Genomic DNA, 18,242 nt, shown 5'->3' on the forward strand with positions numbered 1-18,242 from the left:
CGACAAGGGAGTCGCAGCGATGCCCCTCACCACCCGCGCCGCCGTCGTCGAGTCCGCCGGAGCGCCCTTCACCCTGTCCGAGGTCGTGCTCGACGACCCCGCGCCGCACGAGGCGGTCGTCCGGCTGGTCGCGGCCGGCCTGTGCCACACCGACCTCGGCGTGGCGGGCGGCGGTCTGCCCTTCCCGCTGCCCGGAGTCCTCGGCCACGAGGGCGCGGGGGTCGTGGAGGCCGTGGGCTCCGCGGTCACCGGCGTCGCCCCCGGCGACCACGTCGTGCTGTCCTTCACCTCCTGCGGCCACTGCCGCGACTGCCGTGGCGGCCACCCCGCCTACTGCGCCGCCTGGCTGCCGCTGAACCTCCTCGGCGGCCGTCGCGCCGACGGCACCGGCACCGTCAGCCGGGACGGCGCCCTTCTAGGCGGCCACTTCTTCGGCCAGTCCTCCTTCGCCGAGCGGGCGCTGGTCGACGAGCGCAGCCTCGTCAGGGTCGACCCCGACGTCCCGCTGGCGTCGATCGCCCCGCTCGGCTGCGGGGTCCAGACCGGGGTCGGCGCCGTCTGGAACGTGCTGAAGCCGACGGCCGGCGCCACGGTCGTCGTCCTCGGCGCGGGAGCCGTCGGCCTGTCGGCGGTCATGGCCGCCGCGCTGTCGCCGGCGACCACGATCGTCGCCGTCGACCGGGTCGCCGAACGCCTGCGACTGGCGAAGGAGCTGGGCGCGACCCACACCGTCGACGCCGGCCGCGCCACGCTCGGCGAGGCCGTCACCGAGATCACCGGCGGCCGGGGCGCCGACGGCGTCGTGGAGACCACGGGCGACACGGGGGTGCTGCGCCAGGGCGTCGACGCGCTCGCCGCCCGCGGCACCCTCGTCGTCGTCGGCGCCCCGCCCTTCGGCAGCGAGGTCGCCCTGGACGTCAACGGGCTGCTGGGCGGCAAGCGCGTGGTGGGCCTCACCCTCGGCGACAGTGAGACGCAGACCTTCATCCCCGCCCTGGTCGAGATGGTCAAGGACGGGCGTCTCCCGCTGGACCGCCTGATCGGCCGCTATCCGTTCGCGGACATCGACCAGGCGGTGCGGGACATGACCACGGGCAGGACCGTCAAGCCCGTGCTCGTCTTCTGACGGCCGGTCAGTCGACCGTCAGCACCAGCTTCCCCGTGGTCCGGCCGGTGTCGCCGAGCCGGTGCGCCTCGGCGGCCTCGGCCAGCGGGAAGGTCCCCGCGATCGTGGCCCGCAGCCGGCCCTCCTCGACCAGCTCGGCGATCGCGCGCATCCCCGCCCGGTCGGCGTCCACGAGCATCCGCACCGCCCGCACCCCGAGCCGCTCGGCCTCCTCGGGGAACTCGTCCGACCCCACCGGCAGGATCGACACCACGATCCCGCCCGGCCGCAGCACGCCCAGCGACTTCACCGAGGTGTCCCCGCCCAGGGTGTCCAGGACGACGTCGACGTCCTTGACGGCCTCGGCGAAGTCGGTCTCCCGGTAGTCGATCGCCTCGTCGACGCCCAGCTCGCGCAGGAAGTCGTGCTTGCCCGCGCTGGCCGTCCCGATCACGTACGCGCCGCGCGCCTTCGCGATCTGGACGGCCACATGGCCGACGCCGCCCGCCGCCGCGTGGATCAGCACCCGCTGTCCGGGGGCCAGTTCGGCGGTCTCCACGAGGGCCTGCCAGGCGGTCAGCGAGACCAGCGGCAGCGCGCCGGCCTGGACGTGGTCGACGCCCGCGGGCTTGTGCCACAGGGCGCGCACCGGCGCGATGACGTACTCGGCGTGCGAGCCGTGGCCGAAGGGGTAGGGCAGCATGCCGAAGACCTCGTCGCCGGGCGCGAAGGCGGCGACGCCGATGCCGACCGCCTCCACGACGCCCGAGACGTCCCAGCCCAGGACGAAGGGCGGCTCGCCCAGGAACCCGCCGGTGGCGCGGTGCTTCCAGTCGGTCGGGTTGACGCCGGCGGCGCGCACCCGGACCAGGACCTCGTTGGGGCGGGGCGCGGGTCGCTCCACCTCTGTCTGCTTCAGTGCCTCGGGACCGCCGAGGACGTCCTGACCGATGACGCGCATGGTCGTGCCGGTGCGCGGGGTGTTCTCAGTGCTCATGAAGAACAGCCTGCCCGGCCCGGCGCCGCCGGGAAATGGCATGATTGCCAACATCCGATAAGATCGTGCCATGCCCTCCGGAGACCAGCACCGCGTCGTCGTCCTCGCCCTCGACGGCGTCTACCCGTTCGAGCTCGGCATCCCGGCCCGCATCTTCGGTGCGGCCGACGGCCATTACGAGGTACTGACCTGCACCGTCGACGGCGGCCCGGTGCACACGAACGCCGACTTCACGGTCGGCGTCGAGCACGGGCGTGAGGTGCTGGCGACGGCCGACACGGTCGTGCTCGCGCCGGTGGCGCCCGACCGGGTGACGCGGGACCTGCCGGACGCGGTCGCCGAGGCCCTCGCCCTGATCCGCCCCGAGGCGCGCATCGTCTCCATCTGCACCGCCGCGTTCGTCCTGGCCGCGGCCGGACTGCTCGACGGCCGCCGGGCCACCACCCACTGGCATGTGACGGACCTGTTCCGCCGGATGCACCCCCAGGTCGAGCTCGATCCCGACGTGCTCTTCGTCGACGACGGCCGGGTGCTGACCTCGGCCGGAGCCGCTTCGGGCGTCGACGTCTGCCTGCACATCGTCCGCAAGGACCACGGCAGCGAACTCGCCAACCGGGTGGCGCGCAGCTGTGTGGTGCCGCCGTTCCGGGACGGCGGTCAGGCGCAGTACATCGAGCAGCCCGTGCCCGAGGCCGGAGCGGCCGGCACGGCGGCCACCCGTTCCTGGGCCCTGGAGCGGCTCGACGAGCCGCTCGCCCTCGCCGATCTCGCCGCCCACGCCCGGATGAGCCTGCGCACCTTCGCCCGCCGCTTCCGCGACGAGGTCGGCATGAGCCCGGGGCGCTGGCTGATCCAGCAGCGCGTCGCGCACGCTCGTCACCTGCTGGAGGCCAGCGACCTGTCCGTGGACCAGATCGCCGCCCGCGTCGGCTTCGCCACCGGCGCCTCCCTGCGCCAGCACCTGCACACCGCGATCGGCGTCTCCCCGCAGGCCTACCGCAGAACCTTCCAGACGGCGCGCTGACCGGACGGATGTCCTCCGCGGGGATCCCCGTCCGCCACGGCGGCCGACGGCGACGGCGTCCCGGGCGGGAGGCGGCGGTCACGGCCCGCGGGCGCTCCGGTGGGAGCCGGGGAAACGGCGCCCGGCGGGTGAGCGCCGTTCAGCGGCTCGCGTGCAGGGCGACCAGCAACTGCCAGACCTGGTCCGCGATCTCGGCCGGCGTGCCGTCGAGGTCGCCGTGCAGCCAGTCGGCGAGCACGCCGGCGAAGGTCGCGGCGACGGCCGAGGCGACCAGCGGCGCGTCCGCCGCGCCGGCCCGCTCCCGCTCTCGCAGGCTGTAGGCCCGCAGGTCCCGGTGGAGCACCCGGCCGAGCGGGCCGCCGCCGCCCGGCGCCAGCAGGGTGCGGTACAGGGCGGCGTGCGGGGCCAGCGAGCCGAAGAACCCCGCCAGCGCGGCGGGAGCGCGGACCGGGTCCGGCCGCCCCTGCCAGGCGTGCAGCGCTTCGACGGCCTCGCGCACGACGTCCGCGCAGGCGTCGACGGCGAGCGCCTCGAGGTCGGGGTAGTGGACGTAGAACGTGGCCCGTCCGACCCCCGCCCGGCGCGCCAGCGCGGCCACCCCGACCTCCTCCAGCGGCCGTTCGGCGCACTCCTGGAGCAGTGCGGTGCGCAGCTTCGCGCGGGTGCGGGCCGCTCGGGGGTCCTCGGCCTCCCCGCGGGTCACTGCGCGATCAGGACGGCGGCCAGGGCGATCGCGCCGGGCAGCGCCTGCGCGAACAGGATCCGCCGGTTCGCGGTGGCCGCGCCGTAGACGCCCGCGACGATCACGCACGACAGGAAGAAGACCTGCGCCCGGAATCCGGTCGGGTCGGCGGCGACGAGGCCCCACACCAGCCCCGCCGCCAGGAAGCCGTTGTACAGCCCCTGGTTGGCGGCCATGGGGGCGGTCCGCTTCGCCAGTTCGGCGTCGAAACCGTGGAACGACATCCCCTGCGGCTTCTGCCACAGGAACATCTCCATCACCAGGATGTAGAGGTGCAGCGCGGCCACCATCCCGACCAGCACGTTCGCCAGAATGTTCATGATCTCCCTCGACTCCTGCTTCCTGGACAGGTGTCCACTATAACGGGACACCTGTCCAGGAAGTCCAGCGCGGGTCACGGCCCGTGGGCGAGCGCACGTGTGCCGGGCCGCGGCCGGTGGCCGGCGCGAACGGGGGTATCCGCAAGGTTCCGGGACGGGACGCGCCCGCCCCGGCCCGGACCTCGCGGAGGAGACGACGACATGGCAGTGGTGAAAGCGGGCGTCGTGGTGCTCGACTGTGCCGAGCCCGAGAAGCTCGCCGAGTTCTACAAGGGGCTGCTCGACGCGGAGGAGACCCACACGAGCGCCAACCTCGTGGAGATCAGGGGCGCCGACGGCGTCCGGCTGGCCTTCCGGCGCGACGTCAACGCGACCCCGCCGAGCTGGCCCCGCCCCGAGAACTCCCTCCAGGCCCACCTGGACTTCCTGGTCGACGACCTCGACGAGGTGGAACGCCGGGTCGTGAGTCTCGGAGGCCGCCCGCTGGAGACCAAGGGCGCCCCCGGCCCGCACGAGGAACGGGGCTATGCCGACCCGGCCGGCCACTCCTTCACCCTGCGCCTCGAACCCTCCACCGCGCCGAAACAGGGCTGACGCCTTCCGGTCCGGGCTGCCGGGCCGGACGGCACCGGCGGCCGACCCGGCGCCGCCCGGCTCGCAGGGCCGCACGCACCGGGTCGACCGCCGGAAAGGGGGGCGGGCGGACGCCGCCGGGACTCAGTCCCGGCCGCTCTTGTCCTTGGCCGGCCAGACGCCGGTGGACCGTTCGATCGCCTTGGCGCCCGTGCGGTCGGCGGCGCTGCGCGCCGCGGCGAAGATCGCGCCCTGGACCGCGGCCGCCAGCAGGACCTCGCCCCAGCCGCGGTCCCGGTCCAGGGCGTCAGGGGCGTCGTCCTCGTGACGGATCGCCTTCCAGGCCTTGCGGAACGCGAGGCCCGCCAGGGCGCCGCTCGCCCAGCCCAGCGCGAAGCCCACGGGCTGGTAGACGAGGGGCAGTTTCCTCTTCTTGGACACGTCGGTCTCTCCTTGTGTGTGGGGTACGGGACTCAGGGCCGTCCCCGTTCCGGAACCTGTTCCCCGGCGCGCACCGGCCCGGGAGGAGTCCCGTCGCCGAACGGACGGCCGCCGAGCTCCTCCCGGTGGTGGGGGGAGCGCCAGCCGGACAGGTCCGGTCCGAGGGGGACGATCCGGGTCGGGTTGATGCCGGTGTGCACCTGGTGGTAGTGCCGCTTGATGTGGTCGAAGTCGACGGTGTCGCCGAAGCCGGGCGTCTGGAACAGGTCGCGGGCGTAGGCCCACAGAACCTGGTTCTCGGTCAACTTCCAGCGGTTGCATTTGAAGTGACCGTGATAGACGGCGTCGAAACGCACCAGTGTGGTGAACAGCCGGATGTCCGCCTCGGTGATCGTGTCGCCGACCAGGTACCGCTGCCCGGTCAGCCGGGACGCCAGCAGTTCCAGGCGCCGGAAGACGCCGGTGCACGCCTCCTCGTACTCCTTCTGCCCGGTCGCGAAACCCGCCCGGTACACCCCGTTGTTGACGTCCTCGTACACCCCGGCCATCACCGTGTCGATCTGGTCGCGCAGCTGTTCGGGGTACAGGTCGGGGGCGCCGGGGCGGTGCAGGGCCGACCACTCGGTGGCCAGGTCGAGGGTGAGCTGCTGATAGTCGTTGGTGACCAGCCTGCCGCTGGGCACGTCCACCAGGGCCGGCACGCTGACCCCGCCCGGCGGGTCGCTCTCGCGTCGCTCGTAGGCCTCGCCGAGGTACCGGATGCCGAGCACCGGGTCGCGGCCGTCCGGGTCGAGGGTGAAGCGCCAGCTGCGGTCGTCCTGGATCGGGTCGGCGATCGCCATCGACAGCGCGTCCTCCAGGCCGAGGAGCCGCCGGGAGATCACCGCCCGGCTCGCCCACGGGCAGGCGCGGCTGACGACCAGCCGGTATCTGCCGGCCTCCACCGGCCATCCGTCGCGGCCGTCGGCCGTGACGCGGTCCGTGAAGTGGCTCGCCGACCGTTCGAACGGCTGGTGCCCGTACGCGCTGTTGCCGTCGCCCCCGTCGCCCATGCTTCCTCCCGCCGGTAGTCGTTCCGTACGCGGCGCGCCCGTCCGTGCCGCGTCCCGCACGTCGTGCGTCAGGTACGGGGTGCATCCCGTGCGGGATGCGTTCCCTGCTCACCGCGTTCCCCGATTTCCGCCGACGGCACGGTGTGAGGCGCACCCGCGCGGGCAGTCGGCGGATGTGAGCGGGACATCTTCCACACGGAACGCCGAACGCGCAGAAGAAGAGACGAGCCGAGAGAAGGGCGAACGCGGTGCCGAAGGCCAAGCCGACCGCAAGACACGTGTCACGGTCCTGGTGGCCCTCGCCGCCAACCTGATCATCGCGGCCGCCAAGGCGGTCGGCGGTCTGCTCGCCGGCTCGCCCGCGCTGCTCTCGGAAGCCGCGCACTCCGTGGCCGACAGCCTGAACGAGGTCTTCCTCCTCGCCGCGCTGCGCCGCAGCCGCCGCCCCGCCGACCGAAAGCACCCCTTCGGCTACGGCAAGGAACGGTTCTTCTGGTCGCTGCTCGCCGCCGTAGGGATCTTCGTCATGGGCGGCTGCTTCTCCGTTTTCCAGGGCGTCGAGGCCCTGCGGTCGGGCGCGGACGAGACGATGAGCGGCTACGTGGCCGGCCTCGTCGTGCTCGGCGTCTCCTTCCTGGCGGAGGGCGCCTCGCTGCTGCGGGCGCTGCACCAGGTCCGCGGACAGGGCGGCGCCTCCGCGGGGCTGCGCGACCCCGCCCTGCGCACGGTCGTCGCCGAGGACGGCACGGCGGTGCTGGGCGTCACCCTGGCCGCGGTCGGCATGGCCCTGCACATGGTGACCGGGCAGGTCGTGTGGGAGGCGTCCGCGTCGCTCGCGATCGGCGCGCTGCTCGTCTACGTGGCCTACCGGCTCGGGCGGGAGGCGCGCGACCAGCTCATCGGCGAGGCCGCGGACCCGGAGACCGGTGCGCGCATCCGCGCTCTGCTCGACGCCCAGCCCGAGATCGACAGCGTGGAGGCGCTCTTCACGATGAAGATGGGCCTGGAATCGGCGCTGGTGGCCGCTCGCATCGACCTGATGCCGGGCCTGGACAGCGAGCGGGTCGAGGACGTCGCCGTCCGCATCAAGCGCTCGATCGCCGGGGTGGTCCCCGAGGCCGACCAGATCTTCCTCGACGTGACCGACCGCCGCGCGCGCGAGGCGGCGGAAAGCCCCGCCGCGACGGGGGAGCGCGGCGGGGCCTGACATCCGGTTGCCCGGTGCGCGCGCCATCATGCCGACGTCCGCGGAATCTCTTCCACCGGATCCACGGACCGTGGGCCCCGCGAGGAAACGCCGCCCGTGAAAGGCCCTCCGCACCTGCGGGGGGCCTTTCCGCGCCCGGGGTCGGCGGCGTGCTGCGCCGCCGCGGATCAGCCGCCCGCGGGCGGCTCCACGACGAACACCGGGATCTCCCGGTCCGTCTTCTTCTGGTAGTCGGCGTACGGGGGGTAGGCGGCGACGGCGCGCTCCCACCACTGCGCCTTCTCCTCGCCGGTGACCTCGCGGGCCGTCATGTCCTGCTTGCGCGGGCCGTCCTGGAGCTCCACGTGGGGTTCGGCCTTGACGTTGTGGTACCAGACCGGGTGCTTCGGCGCGCCGCCCTGCGAGGCGACCAGGGCGTACCGGCCGTCGTGCTCGACCCGCATCAGCGGGGTCTTGCGCAGCTTCCCGCTCTTCGCGCCCCGGGTGGTCAAGAGGATCACGGGCATTCCCGTGTCGCGCAGCGTCGTCGCCTCGGTGCCGCCGGAGCGTTCGTACTGCTCGACCTGGTCGCGCACCCACTGCTCCGGGCTGGGCTCGTACTCGCCTTCGAGAGGCATGGCATCCGTCCCCTTCGTCGTCTTCATCGGTCCCGCGTACGTCGGTCCCGCAAACGTCGGTCCCCCGTGCGGCCGCCCGTGTGCGGCTCGCGCCTGCGGCGGTCCGCCGCGCGTCGGCCGGGCGCCGCACGCGTGTCGTGCTTCAACACCGGTACCCGCCCGTTTCATCCGTACGGGGCCGTCCCGGGCGTGTCTCGCAGATCTTGCCGGGGACCGCGGGGGCCGCCGCTCGGCATCGCGGCGCCGGGCGACCCGACCCGAGCGAACGGCTCTAGGCGACCATCCGCACCGCGAGCGCCGTCATCACCGCGCTCGACACGAGCGCCGTGGCCAGCCGGCCGCGGTGGCCGGTCAGGGCGCGGCCCAGCAGCGCGCCGCCCGTGGCGAGCAGCACCTGCCAGCTCGCCGACGCGGCGAACGCCGCCAGCACGAACACGCCCTGCTGCACGGGGCGTACGGCGTCGTCGGCGCCGTCGCCCAGGACGAGCGCGGCGAAGTAGATCACGGTCGTCGGGTTGAGGAGTGTGACGCCGAGGAGACCGAGGAAGGCCCGGGCCGGGCTCGGCGGGGGCGGGTCGGAGCGGGTGCTCAGCCGGTGCGCCCGGTACTGGCGCAGCGCCGTCGCCGCGCCCCGGACCGCCAGTACGAGCAGCACCACGGCCGAGGCCCAGCGCAGGGGCGTCAGCACCGGCCGCAGCGCGGCGGCGACGGCCGCCCCGCCGACCGTGGCGAGCAGGGCGTACAGCCCGTCGGCGGTGGCGACGCCGAGCGCGGCGCACACACCGGTGCGCAGGGAGGTGCGGGCGGTGAGGGAGACGAGGTAGGTCGCGACCGCGCCGACGGGCACGGCGATGCCGTATCCCGCGACCAGGCCCGCGACGAGCGCGGCCGTCACGAGGCCGCGGTGCCGCGCCTCCGGGGGGCGCCGGGCTGCTGCTGGACCGTGGCCGGGGAGACGGCGGCGGACGTCGGCAGCGGCAGGTACGAGTCGAAGGACATGGCCGGATGGTGCGGGTGACGGCCACCGCGGGGCAACTGTTTTTCCCCAGGAGGCGCCCGCGCGGCTCCCACCACTGCCTGGTCCGCCGCACGCACGGCACACCGGAGCGAACGATTTCGGCCGTATCGCCCCATTCGTCGATCTGGCCGAACTCCGCGTCGTCTTATAGGTGCCCGGGGCATCTAATGAAGATCGGCAGGACGCACCCCTCCTCTGCGAGGTCACCATGACGGACACCAGGATCACGACGGACACCCAGGTCACGACAGGCGCGCACTGCGCCGCGGACGCCCAGGCCACCGAGGCCGCCACGGACGGCCGGATCACCACGCCCGCCCAGGTCACCACCGACGCCCGGAGCGCCACGGGGGAGCCGGGGCCGGTGGCCTTCCCCCAGGACCGCACCTGCCCCTACCGGCCCCCGGCCGCCTACGACCCCCTGCGCGCCTCCCGTCCGCTCGCGCGCGTCACGCTCTACGACGGCACCACCGCCTGGCTGGTCACCGGTCACGAGGCGGCCCGCGCCCTGCTCTCCGACTCCCGGCTGTCGACCGACCGCACCCGCCCCGGCTACCCGGCGACGTCGCCCCGGCTGCGGGCCCTGCCGGACCGCAAGGCCGCGCTGCTCAACGTGGACGATCCCGAGCACCACGCCCAGCGCCGGCTGGTGCTGGCGAACTTCACCCTCAAGCGCGCCACGGCGATGCGTCCGGCCATCCAGCGCGTCGTCGACGAGCGGATCGACGCGATGCTCGCCCAGGGGCCGCCCGCGGAACTGGTGAGCGCCTTCGCGCTGCCCGTGCCGTCCACCGTGATCTGCGAGCTGCTCGGCGTCCCGTACGCCGACCACGAGTTCTTCGAGGAGCAGTCGCGGCGTCTGCTGCGCAGCCGGGTCCAGCAGGAGGTGCGCGACGCGCGCGACCGGCTCGACGGCTACCTCGGCGCGCTGATCGACCGCAAGCTCGAGCACCCGTCCGGCGACGGCGTCCTCGACGTCCTGGTCGACCGGCAGGTGCGCGAGGGGACGGTGGACCGCCGGGAAGCCGTCGGGCTGGCCACGATCCTGCTGGTCGCCGGGCACGAGACGACCGCCAACATGATCTCCCTCGGCGTCTACACCCTGCTGCGGCACCCCGAGCGGCTGGCCGAGCTGCGGGCCGACCCGACGCTGCTCCCGGCGGCCGTCGAGGAGCTGATGCGGATGCTGTCCATCGCGGACGGACTGCTGCGGCAGGCCACCGAGGACATCGAGGTCGCCGGGACGACGATCCGGGCCGGTGAGGGCGTGGTCTTCGCGACCTCCGTCATCAACCGCGACGAGAGCGCCTTCCCCGAGCCCGACGCCCTCGACTGGAGCCGCTCCGCCCGCCATCACGTGGCCTTCGGCTTCGGCGTCCACCAGTGTCTGGGCCAGAACCTGGCACGCGCCGAACTGGAGATCGCCCTGGGGACGCTCCTCGCGCGACTGCCCGGGCTGCGCCTGGCCGTCCCGGCCGAGGAGGCGCGCTTCAAGCCCGGCGACACGATCCAGGGGATGCTGGAACTCCCCGTGACCTGGTGAGGGACCACCCCCATGGACATCCACATCGACACGGACGTCTGCATCGGCGCGGGGCAGTGCGCCCTGGCCGCCCCGGGCGTCTTCACCCAGGACGACGACGGCTTCAGCACCCTGCTTCCGGGCCGGGAGGGAGCCGGGCGCGACCCGATGCTCCGGGAGGCCGTGCGGGCCTGCCCGGTCGGCGCGATCAGACTGTCCGACCCGCCGCACTGATGCCGCAGGGCCGTCCACCGGCCGGCGGCAACCGCGCCGCCTCGCGGGGCCTCGCCGCAGGGGGCCGCGTACCCCGGCGGTCACCGCCGCGCCCCCGGGCGGGCCGGCTCGTGTCGGCCGGCGGAGCGGTCGCGCGGTCCCGGAAGGCCAGGGCAGCGCACGCGGACGCGCCGCCGCGGCGTGGCCACGCGGTCCGTCCCGAGCGCGGACACGGCGTGTTCCTCGCGCTTCAGTAGGGTGCGCGGGTGACCCCACAGGACGAACAGCAGCCGTTCCTCTACCTCGTCGTCTGCGCCGCGGGCGTCGCCTCGGGCGTCGGCGAACTGATCACGGCCGCGCACCGGCGGCAGTGGCGGGTCGGCGTCATCGCCACGCCGCCCGCCGTGAACGGCTTCTTCGACGTCGCCGCGGTGGAGGCGCAGACCGGTCGCCCGATCCGCTCCGCCTGGCGGCGGCCGGGCGATCCGCGGCCGTTCCCGGACCCCGACGCGGTTCTCGTGGCCCCGGCCACCTTCAACACCGTCAACAAGTGGGCGGCGGGCGTGGCCGACACGCTCGCGCTGGGCACCCTGTGCGAGGTCGTCGGGCTCGGCGTCCCCGTCGGCGTCCTGCCCTGCGTCAACGAGACCCTCGCCCGTCATCCCGCGTACCGGGACAGCCTGACGCGGCTGGGCGCGATGGGCGTGCGGTTCGCGGCGGCCCACGACGCGGCCGGGGGAGAGGGGTTCGGATGGGAGCGGGCGCTGGACCTGCTCGACCGGCCCGGGGCGGTGGCGGACCCGCTCGGCGCCGACCGGTCCGGGGCCGGCCGGTCCGGGGCCGGGGGAGGCCGGTGAGCCGGGCCCGCTGCGCGAGGTCCTGACGCGGACGGCGAACCACCGCTGCGACGCGTCGCGGAAAAAGGCGCCGCGGGGGACGTCCCGGACGGAATGCGCCGGGCGATTTCGCGTCCGAAAGCACTGTCGAAAGCGGGCCAAAGGGGCGTCGAAACCGTGACCGCCCCACGTCGGGATCGCGTATTGACGTTTCGTCAAGAACTCGGGGCCGGTGGGGAATGCGGGAAACCGCGCGATCTCTTGTTCCTCCTGGTCCGGCTGTGCGAAGGTGTGCCGTGTCGGCGCACGGACAACGTTTTCTGGACCGTGCGCGCGAGACGCCTCCCGTCCACACCCCCCACGCTCCAAAAGAGCCGTCCCCCCACGGACGTTCGCAGGCGTCGAACCCTGTGCGAGCCGATCCCGCTTCCCCGGCGAGATCGCATACCCGATGGTATGGACTTTATGCCGCATACCCCCGGAAGGAATGCAGACCGTGAATGACGCAGGCCTGTCGAATTCCCCTTCGGCGCGCCGCTTCGACGCGACGGACGAACAACTGAGCGCGGAGCTGAAGAAGTGGACGGGGGCGTCACCCGCGCTGCATCCCGTCGGTGAGCTGCTCGACCGGCACTGGGAGGCGGCCTTCGCCTACGCACGGCTGTGCACCGACGGCGAACGCGCCGCCGGCATGCTCACCACGGCCGCCTTCACCCGGCTGTTCGGCGAGACCCTGCGGCAGAACGGCCCGACGGCCGCCTGGCGTCCGCACCTGCTGGTCACCGTGCGCCGTGTCGCCGCCGAGTGGGACGCCGACGGCCGCCGCGACCTGCTGCACCCCGCGCTGCGCTCCCGGGCCGAGGCCGGCCGTGCCGCCGAGGGCCTCGGCGGCGACGGCGCGGCCGCCGTCATGCTGCCGCCCGTGCACCGGCGCATGCTGTCCCGGGCGTTCCAGCGCCTGCCCGAGGCCGCCCGCTGCCTGCTGTGGCACGTCGAGGTCGAAGCCGAACCCCTGGCGGTGCCGGGCGGCCTGCTGGGCATGGAGGAGGACGGCGCCCGCGTCGAACTGCGCCGGGCCCACGAGCGGCTGCGCGAGGAGTGCCTCCAGGTGCACCGCGAACTCGCCACCGAGGACGAGTGCCACCGCTACCACCGTCTGCTCGACGTCACCTGCCGCCGCGGCGGCGCCGACCTCGACCCCGACCTGCGCGCCCACCTCGAACGCTGCCGCCACTGCGCCCACACCGCCGACCAGCTCAGACAGTTCGAGGGACTGCTCGGCGCCGCCCTGGCCGAGGGGATCCTGGGCTGGGCGGCCGCCGCCTACGTCGAGGTCAGGATGGCCGGTGACGCGTGGACCGCCGGCCCGGCCGAGCCGCCCCGGGGATACGCCGGCGAGGCCTTCGGCGACGCGGACCCCGGTGCACCCGCGCCGGCGCCCGCGTCCCCGGCCTCCGCCGCGGGGCCGACGGGTGCGGACCGCCGTGCCGGATCGCGGGCGGCCGCGCTGTCCCGGATCGGGGCGCGGGCCGCGGGACTCGTCGGCAGGCCCGGCGACCCGGCCGACGCCGGTTCCGGCCCGGGCAGGAGCCGCTCCGCCCAGAAGGCGGCCCGCCGCGCCCGCCGCCGCAACCTGGCCGCGGCCGTGCTGACGGTGAGCGGGATCGTCGTCCTGCCGCTCGTGGTGTGGGCCGCTCTCGGCTCCGGGGAGGACACCGCCTCGGTCGCGGACAACGAGGCGGCGAAGGCGCCGGCCACGGAGACCGACACGGCCACCGCCGGCCCCTCGTGGACGGGCGCCGGAGACGACGCCCAGGGCGCGATGCGCGGCCGGCTGCACAACGCCGCCTCCGGGCTGTGCATAGGGATCGCCGGGGGCAGGCCCGCCGACGGCGCGGAGGCGGAACTCGCCGCCTGCTCCTCGGCGCCCGGCCAGCAGTGGTCGTACGAACCGGACGGGCTGCTGCGCAGCGCCGCCGACGCCGGCCTGTGCCTGGACTCGCGCCTCGGCTACTCGGTCCGGCTGGGCCCGTGCGCCGGCACCGGGCAACCCGAGCCCGAGAACGTGCGCTACGACTTCACCCTGCAAGGCACGCTCGTGCCGCGCTCGGGACAGAACCTGGCGCTGGCGCCGGCCGCCACCGACGGCTCGGGCGCCCTCGTGCTGAAGAACCGGGTGGACAGCGCCGCGCAGCACTGGGTGATCGACACCTCGAAGCCCGACCCGCAGATGCAGTTCGTCAACTGGGGCGCCGACAGCACCGCCTCCGGGACCCCGTCCCCGAAGGCCACTCCCAAGGCCGCCAAGTCGTCCGTGCCGGACCCGGCCGGGGGCTCCGGCCCCACCGCCGCCCCGACGACCACCGCGGCGCCCGGGTCCCGCCCCGGCTCGAACGACGCGTCCTGTTCGCCCGCCCAGCCGTCCTCCTGCGGGTGGGGCGGCGGGCACGGCGGCTACGGAGGCGGCGGGTACGGAGATGGCGGTCACGGGTACGGCGGATACGACGGCCATGGGTACGGCGGCTACGGGTACGGGGGCTCCCACGGGTACGGCGGATACGGCTCGGACGGCCGGCGGAACTGACGTCCGCCGCGGCGGACGTCGCGCCGGTCAGACGCCGATCACCTGGAGCGAGGCCCACAGCGCGGCGACCGCCGCGATCAGCGAGGCCGGCACCGTGAGCAGTCCCAGACGGGTGAACTCGCCGACGCCGACCCGCTCCTCGCGCTCCTGCACCACGCGCCGCCACAGCAGCGTCGCCAGGGACCCCGCGTAGGTCAGGTTGGGGCCGATGTTCACCCCGAGCAGCACCGCGAGCACCGCCCCGGCCCCGGCCGGGGCGGCCAGCGGCACGAGCACCAGCACCGCGGGCAGGTTGTTGATCAGGTTCGCCAGGACGGCGGCCAGCGCGGCCACCCCCAGCAGCGCGAGCAGCTCCGAGCCGCCGGGCAGGACATGGTGCAGCGCGCCGGCCAGCCCGTTGTCGACCACCGCCCGCACGACGATCCCGAGCGCCAGCACGAACGCCAGGAACCCCGGCGCGGCGGCCCGCACGACGGCGACCGGCGTCACCCGCCGCCGGACCATCGCCCGTACGGCCATGACCAGCGCGCCCGCGAAGGCGGCCCAGGCGGGTTCGATCCCGATCGCCGAGGCGACCACGAACCCGGCCAGCGTGCAGGCGACGGTGACCAGCGCGAACAGGGGCAGCTCGGGCGCGGGGCCCTCGTCGGCGCCGCCCTCGACGTCGGGCAGGTCGTCGGCGAAGAACCGCCGGAAGACCAGGTACTCGGCGCCGATCGCGACGATCCAGGGCAGCGTCATCAACGCGGCGAACCGGGTGAAGCTCAGCCCGCTCGCCTCGAAAGCCAGCAGGTTGGTGAGGTTGGAGACCGGCAGGAGCAGGGAGGCCGTGTTCGACAGGTGCGCGCACGCGTAGACGTGCGGCCGGGAGCGCACGCCCATGCGCGCCGCCGTCGCGAACACGACCGGCGTGAGCAGCACCACGGTGGCGTCCAGGCTCAGCACCGCCGTCACCACGGAGGCCAGCACGAACACCGCGACCAGCAGCCGCCGCGGGCGGCCGGCCGCCCGACGGGCCATCCACGCCCCGCACGCGGTGAACAGTCCCTCGACGTCGCACAGGTGGGCCAGCACCAGCACCGCGGCGAGGAAGCCGACGACCGGGCCGAGCCGTTCGGCCTCGGCCAGCGCGTGCTGCGGCGAGACCGCCCCGAGGACGACCGCCAGGGCCGCGGCGGGGACGGCGACCAGTGCCTCGGACCGGCCGGCGGGGCGCAGGACGGCCCACACCAGGGAAGCGGCGAGCAGGCAGACGGACAGGATTTCGGCGAGGGGGGTGTTCAGGGGAGTACTCCGGAGGCGGGGACGCGGTCGGGCCCGCCCATCGAACTGGTTCGGGTGCCCGTCCATGAAAACATGCCCGAGTAAACGCTTTCCCAACTCGTCGCGTCCGTCACACCGCCCCGGGACGGGACGCGCGAGCGGCGCGGACGAGCCCGCTCAGTCCTCGTCGAGCAGGCTCAGCTCCGCCCAGATCGTCTTGCCCTCGGGCGTGTGCCGGCTGCCCCAGCGCTGGGTGAGCTGGGCCACCAGGAGCAGGCCGCGGCCGCCCTCGTCGAAGGTCCGCGCCCGGCGCAGGTGCGGGGCGGTGTGGCTGTTGTCGGACACCTCGCAGATCAGCGTCGCCCGGTCGTGGATCAGCCGCAGCCGGATCGGGCGGGAGCCGTACCGGATGGCGTTGGTGACCAGCTCGCTGACCACCAGCTCCGTGGTGAACGACGCCTCGCTCAGCTCCCACCGCGCGAGCTGCGCCACGACCTGCCGGCGGATCGGCGCGACCAGCGAGGGGTCGGCCGGGATGTCCCACGTCGCGACCTGGGCGGCGGGCAGCCCGCGGGTGCGCGCCAGGAGCAGGGCCACGTCGTCGGCGGCGCCGCCGGACGGCAGCAGGGCGTGCAGGATCCGGTCGCAGGTCTCGTCCAGGGAGTCCGCGTGCGCCTCCAGCGCCTCGCCCAGCAGCCGGTGACCGCTGTGCGCGTCCCGTTCGCGGGACGTGATCAGGCCGTCGGTGTAGAAGGCGAGCACACTGCCCTCGGCCACCTCCAGGACGGCCGACTCGAAGGGCAGGCCGCCCACGCCCAGCGGGGGACCGGCGGGCAGCTCGATCCGCCTGGACACGCCGTTCGGCCGCAGCACCACGGGCGCGGGATGTCCGGCCCGCGCCAGCGTGCAGCGCCGGGACACGGGGTCGTAGACCGCGTACAAGCAGGTCGCGCCGACCTCGCCGGGGCTGCCCTCGTTCCCGGCCTCCTCGGAGAGGCGCACGACCAGGTCGTCGAGGTGGGTGAGGAGCTCGTCGGGGGCGAGGTCGATGTCGGCGAGGGTCCGTACGGCGGTGCGCAGCCGGCCCATGGTGGCCGAGGCCTGGATGCCGTGTCCGACGACGTCGCCGACCACCATGGCCACCCGCATCCCCGACAGCGGGATCACGTCGAACCAGTCCCCGCCGACCCCGGCGCGCGCCGCCGGCAGATAGCGGGACGCGGCGTCCACGGCGGCGGTCCGCGGCAGGGTGCGCGGCAGGAGGCTGCGTTGCAGGGCGAGGGCGGTCTCCCGCTCGCGGGAGAAGCGGCGGGCGTTGTCGATGCAGACGGCGGCGCGTGCCGTGATCTCCTCGGCGAGCAGCACGTCGTCCGGGGTGAACGGGTCGGGGCGGCGGAATCGGGTGAGGACGGCGACGCCCAGGGTCAGGCCCCGCGCCCGGATCGGCACGGACATCGTCGAGTGGATGCCGAGTTCGCGCACCCGGGCCCCGCGCGCCGGGTCCCAGGTCAGCCAGGCGTCCAGTTCGCCGCTGGGCACCGTGCCGACGATGGTGTGCCCCGCGACCAGCGAGTCGGCCTGCGGCGACCCGGCCGGGTAGCCCTGCGCCTCCCCGGGTTTGGCGACGGCCTCCGGGGTGCCGGCGTTGACGGAGCAGTGCGCGGTGCGGCGCAGGCTCAGCGGCGGCGTGAAGCGGGCCGGGAGGTCCCCGCCGTCCTGCGGGTCGAGCAGGTCGACGCTGACGAAGTCGGCGAGCGCGGGCACGCACACCTCGGCCAGCTCCTGTGCCGTCCGGGTGACGTCGAGGGTGGTGCCGACGCGCACGCTCGCCTCGTTGACCAGCTGGAGCCGCTCACGGGCGAGGTAGTTGTCGGTGAAGTCGTGGGCGGCCAGACACACGCCCCGCACCCGGCCCGCCTCGTCGGTCAGCGGCGCCATCCGGGCCAGCCAGGCGTGCGCGCGCTCCTCGCCGCCGGTGCGGGTGAACATCTGCACGTCCTGCGCCCGGCCGCTGGTGAGGACCCGCAGCATGTGCTGCTCCAGTTCCGTGCTCTGCGGCCGGCCGCCGATCTCCGACAACCGCAGTCCGCGGACCCGCCCCTCGGGCAGTCCGATCACCTGGCTCATCGCCTCGTTGATCCGGCGCAGCCGCAGGTGCTCGTCGTAGACGGCCACGGCACACGGGGACTGGACGAGGGCCGCCGAGGCGAGGGGGTCGTCGGGCCGGAGGGCGCCGTCGGGGCCGGCCACCGGGGTGACGACCAGCCACCGTCCGAGGTCGGCGTCCGGGGACTGCGTGCGGTGGGCGAGCAGCCACACCGGCATTGACCGGCCGTCACGGTGGCGCAAAGCCACCGTTCCGTCCCAGCGCAGACCGGTGAGCACGGGGGCCGGCTGGGCCAGCAGGTCCGTCGCGGGCCGGCCCACGACCTCGGCCGTCTCCCAGCCCAGCAGGGCGCGGGCGCCCTCGTTCCATCCGACGAGCGTTCCGGCGTCGTCGACGACAGCCCGGGCCGTCGCGGCCTCGTCGAACGGATACTCCGGGCTCATCTCGCCACTCCATCGCGGACACTCACCGTGAACGGGCACGTCACTTCCGTTCCAGCCTAGTGTGTTCCGCCCGGGCGCGGACGAGAACCCCCTCGGGCCGGCAGGACAACGGGTTCCCCTCCGGGTCAAGAGGCAAAACCGGACGATGTGACGGCACGCGGGCCCCCGACCGAGGCCG

At 74.5% G+C, this 18,242-nt stretch carries 17 protein-coding genes; 8 read left to right on the forward strand and 9 right to left on the reverse strand.

Annotated features, from left to right (window positions below; all coding sequences use genetic code 11):
- The first annotated feature begins 19 nt into the window (after positions 1-19).
- Positions 20-1,126 (forward strand): NAD(P)-dependent alcohol dehydrogenase, encoded by a 1,107-nt coding sequence (locus KMS84_RS09080; RefSeq protein ID WP_256915584.1) that lies wholly within the window; start codon positions 20-22, stop codon positions 1,124-1,126.
- A 7-nt stretch (positions 1,127-1,133) separates the two neighbouring features.
- On the opposite strand, the gene KMS84_RS09085 is transcribed toward KMS84_RS09080, so the two are convergent.
- Complete coding sequence (locus KMS84_RS09085) at positions 1,134-2,102, reverse strand: NADP-dependent oxidoreductase (RefSeq protein ID WP_256915585.1); 969 nt, start codon at positions 2,100-2,102, stop codon at positions 1,134-1,136.
- A 70-nt stretch (positions 2,103-2,172) separates the two neighbouring features.
- Here KMS84_RS09085 and KMS84_RS09090 point away from each other — a divergent pair, with 70 nt between their 5' ends.
- Positions 2,173-3,126: a GlxA family transcriptional regulator gene (locus KMS84_RS09090; RefSeq protein ID WP_256915586.1), complete on the forward strand. Its 954-nt coding sequence runs from the start codon at positions 2,173-2,175 to the stop codon at positions 3,124-3,126.
- 139 nt (positions 3,127-3,265) lie between these two features.
- Here KMS84_RS09090 and KMS84_RS09095 read toward each other — a convergent pair whose 3' ends face one another.
- Positions 3,266-3,829: a TetR/AcrR family transcriptional regulator gene (locus tag KMS84_RS09095; RefSeq protein WP_256915587.1), complete on the reverse strand. Its 564-nt coding sequence runs from the start codon at positions 3,827-3,829 to the stop codon at positions 3,266-3,268.
- Positions 3,826-4,188 (reverse strand): DUF1304 domain-containing protein, encoded by a 363-nt coding sequence (locus tag KMS84_RS09100; protein ID WP_256915588.1) that lies wholly within the window; start codon positions 4,186-4,188, stop codon positions 3,826-3,828. The genes KMS84_RS09095 and KMS84_RS09100 overlap by 4 nt, the downstream gene beginning before the upstream one ends.
- 201 nt (positions 4,189-4,389) lie before the next feature.
- Between KMS84_RS09100 and KMS84_RS09105 the strand changes: the two genes are divergently transcribed.
- Positions 4,390-4,782 (forward strand): VOC family protein, encoded by a 393-nt coding sequence (locus KMS84_RS09105; RefSeq protein ID WP_256915589.1) that lies wholly within the window; start codon positions 4,390-4,392, stop codon positions 4,780-4,782.
- Between the two features lie 123 nt (positions 4,783-4,905).
- Here KMS84_RS09105 and KMS84_RS09110 read toward each other — a convergent pair whose 3' ends face one another.
- Both KMS84_RS09110 and KMS84_RS09115 read right to left on the reverse strand, forming a co-directional pair.
- A complete protein-coding gene (locus KMS84_RS09110; protein WP_256915590.1) occupies positions 4,906-5,202 on the reverse strand; it encodes a DUF4235 domain-containing protein in 297 nt (98 codons plus the stop codon).
- Positions 5,203-5,234: 32 nt separating this feature from the next.
- Positions 5,235-6,254, reverse strand: a complete 1,020-nt coding sequence (locus tag KMS84_RS09115) for a glutathione S-transferase family protein (RefSeq protein WP_256915591.1) — start codon at positions 6,252-6,254, stop codon at positions 5,235-5,237.
- A gap of 175 nt (positions 6,255-6,429) precedes the next feature.
- Between KMS84_RS09115 and KMS84_RS09120 the strand changes: the two genes are divergently transcribed.
- Positions 6,430-7,461 (forward strand): cation diffusion facilitator family transporter, encoded by a 1,032-nt coding sequence (locus KMS84_RS09120; protein ID WP_438818916.1) that lies wholly within the window; start codon positions 6,430-6,432, stop codon positions 7,459-7,461.
- Between the two features lie 167 nt (positions 7,462-7,628).
- Here the strand turns inward: KMS84_RS09120 and KMS84_RS09125 are convergent, their stop codons facing one another.
- Together KMS84_RS09125 and KMS84_RS09130 are read right to left on the reverse strand one after the other, a co-directional pair.
- Positions 7,629-8,078 carry a nitroreductase family deazaflavin-dependent oxidoreductase gene (locus KMS84_RS09125; RefSeq protein ID WP_256915592.1) on the reverse strand — a complete coding sequence of 150 codons (450 nt, stop codon included), beginning with the start codon at positions 8,076-8,078 and terminating at the stop codon, positions 7,629-7,631.
- A gap of 271 nt (positions 8,079-8,349) precedes the next feature.
- Entirely contained in the window at positions 8,350-8,973 is a 624-nt protein-coding gene (locus KMS84_RS09130; RefSeq protein ID WP_256915593.1) for a LysE/ArgO family amino acid transporter, read from the reverse strand.
- Between the two features lie 331 nt (positions 8,974-9,304).
- Here KMS84_RS09130 and KMS84_RS09135 point away from each other — a divergent pair, with 331 nt between their 5' ends.
- The 4 genes from KMS84_RS09135 to KMS84_RS09150 all read left to right on the forward strand — a co-directional run bounded on the left by KMS84_RS09135 (position 9,305) and on the right by KMS84_RS09150 (position 14,251).
- Positions 9,305-10,639: a cytochrome P450 gene (locus KMS84_RS09135; RefSeq protein ID WP_256915594.1), complete on the forward strand. Its 1,335-nt coding sequence runs from the start codon at positions 9,305-9,307 to the stop codon at positions 10,637-10,639.
- A gap of 12 nt (positions 10,640-10,651) precedes the next feature.
- Entirely contained in the window at positions 10,652-10,852 is a 201-nt protein-coding gene (locus KMS84_RS09140) for a ferredoxin (protein ID WP_256915595.1), read from the forward strand.
- 245 nt (positions 10,853-11,097) lie between these two features.
- Positions 11,098-11,688, forward strand: a complete 591-nt coding sequence (locus KMS84_RS09145) for a flavoprotein (protein WP_256915596.1) — start codon at positions 11,098-11,100, stop codon at positions 11,686-11,688.
- Positions 11,689-12,154: 466 nt separating this feature from the next.
- Positions 12,155-14,251, forward strand: coding sequence for an RICIN domain-containing protein (locus KMS84_RS09150; RefSeq protein WP_256915597.1), 2,097 nt, complete (start codon positions 12,155-12,157; stop codon positions 14,249-14,251).
- A gap of 27 nt (positions 14,252-14,278) precedes the next feature.
- Here KMS84_RS09150 and KMS84_RS09155 read toward each other — a convergent pair whose 3' ends face one another.
- Together KMS84_RS09155 and KMS84_RS09160 are read right to left on the reverse strand one after the other, a co-directional pair.
- The gene (locus KMS84_RS09155; protein WP_256915598.1) at positions 14,279-15,601 is read right to left on the reverse strand and encodes an SLC13 family permease; all 1,323 of its coding nucleotides are present in this window, start codon (positions 15,599-15,601) and stop codon (positions 14,279-14,281) included.
- Between the two features lie 90 nt (positions 15,602-15,691).
- Positions 15,692-18,064 (reverse strand): SpoIIE family protein phosphatase, encoded by a 2,373-nt coding sequence (locus KMS84_RS09160; protein ID WP_256915599.1) that lies wholly within the window; start codon positions 18,062-18,064, stop codon positions 15,692-15,694.
- Between the last annotated feature and the right edge of the window lie 178 nt (positions 18,065-18,242).

Origin of the sequence: Streptomyces hilarionis, assembly GCF_024539675.1 — a bacterium.
GTDB classification, from domain to species: Bacteria; Actinomycetota; Actinomycetes; order Streptomycetales; family Streptomycetaceae; genus Streptomyces; species Streptomyces hilarionis.

Excerpts from the sequence above, each read along its gene's own strand:
- KMS84_RS09080 (WP_256915584.1), top strand. The coding sequence starts at position 20 with ATGCCCCTCACCACCCGCGCCGCCGTCGTCGAGTCCGCCGGAGCGCCC.
- KMS84_RS09085 (WP_256915585.1), bottom strand. The coding sequence starts at position 2,102 with ATGAGCACTGAGAACACCCCGCGCACCGGCACGACCATGCGCGTCATC.
- KMS84_RS09090 (WP_256915586.1), top strand. The coding sequence starts at position 2,173 with ATGCCCTCCGGAGACCAGCACCGCGTCGTCGTCCTCGCCCTCGACGGC.
- KMS84_RS09100 (WP_256915588.1), bottom strand. The coding sequence starts at position 4,188 with ATGAACATTCTGGCGAACGTGCTGGTCGGGATGGTGGCCGCGCTGCAC.
- KMS84_RS09105 (WP_256915589.1), top strand. The coding sequence starts at position 4,390 with ATGGCAGTGGTGAAAGCGGGCGTCGTGGTGCTCGACTGTGCCGAGCCC.
- KMS84_RS09115 (WP_256915591.1), bottom strand. The coding sequence starts at position 6,254 with ATGGGCGACGGGGGCGACGGCAACAGCGCGTACGGGCACCAGCCGTTC.
- KMS84_RS09125 (WP_256915592.1), bottom strand. The coding sequence starts at position 8,078 with ATGCCTCTCGAAGGCGAGTACGAGCCCAGCCCGGAGCAGTGGGTGCGC.
- KMS84_RS09135 (WP_256915594.1), top strand. The coding sequence starts at position 9,305 with ATGACGGACACCAGGATCACGACGGACACCCAGGTCACGACAGGCGCG.
- KMS84_RS09140 (WP_256915595.1), top strand. The coding sequence starts at position 10,652 with ATGGACATCCACATCGACACGGACGTCTGCATCGGCGCGGGGCAGTGC.
- KMS84_RS09150 (WP_256915597.1), top strand. The coding sequence starts at position 12,155 with ATGCAGACCGTGAATGACGCAGGCCTGTCGAATTCCCCTTCGGCGCGC.
- KMS84_RS09155 (WP_256915598.1), bottom strand. The coding sequence starts at position 15,601 with ATGGACGGGCACCCGAACCAGTTCGATGGGCGGGCCCGACCGCGTCCC.
- KMS84_RS09160 (WP_256915599.1), bottom strand. The coding sequence starts at position 18,064 with ATGAGCCCGGAGTATCCGTTCGACGAGGCCGCGACGGCCCGGGCTGTC.